Source organism: Vibrio sp. 1401 (assembly GCF_033340295.1).
Map to the genome: position 1 here is coordinate 1 of NZ_JAWOWF010000332.1, position 725 is coordinate 725.

At 46.2% G+C, this 725-nt stretch carries 1 protein-coding gene; it reads left to right on the forward strand.

What is annotated here, in order from left to right; genetic code table 11:
- On the forward strand, positions 1 to 725 hold a 725-nt coding region (locus R7Z77_RS25450), incomplete at both ends, for an ACT domain-containing protein (protein ID WP_318137061.1).

The following is a 725-nucleotide window of genomic DNA, read 5'->3' on the forward strand; positions in this document are numbered from 1 at the left end:
CAAAGGTATTACAACGCTTAACGACCTAACCATGGTTAACGTATCATGCCCAGGTATGAAGGGGGTGGTAGGCATGGCGAGCCGAGTATTTGGTGCGATGTCTTCTGCTGGTGTCTCTATTGTATTAATTACTCAATCATCGTCTGAGTACAGCATCAGCTTCTGTATCGAGGCTGATGATAAGCTGAAAGCTCAACAAGTTCTGGCGGATGCGTTTGAGCTTGAACTAAAAGACGGTCTATTGGAACCGGTTGATTTTATCGATGATGTTTCTATCGTTACCTTGGTTGGTGACGGCATGCGTACATCTCGTGGTGTTGCTTCACGTTTTTTCTCTTCTCTTGCGGAAGTGAACGTTAATATCGTCGCGATTGCGCAGGGTTCTTCAGAGCGTGCTATCTCTGCGGTAATTCCGGAAGACAAAATTTCTGAGGCGATCAAAGCGTGTCACGAAAACCTATTTAACTCGAAATACTTCCTCGATGTGTTTGTTGTTGGTGTTGGTGGTGTTGGCGGTGAGCTGGTGGATCAGATCCAACGTCAGCAATCCAAACTGGCAGAAAAAGGTATCGTGATTCGAGTGTGTGGTTTAGCAAATAGCAAAGGCTTGCTACTCGATAGTGAAGGCTTACCACTAGAACACTGGCGCGACCGCATGTCTGCGGCAACAGAAGAATTCAGTCTAGCTCGTTTAATCGCGTTAGTTCAGCGCAATCACATCATCA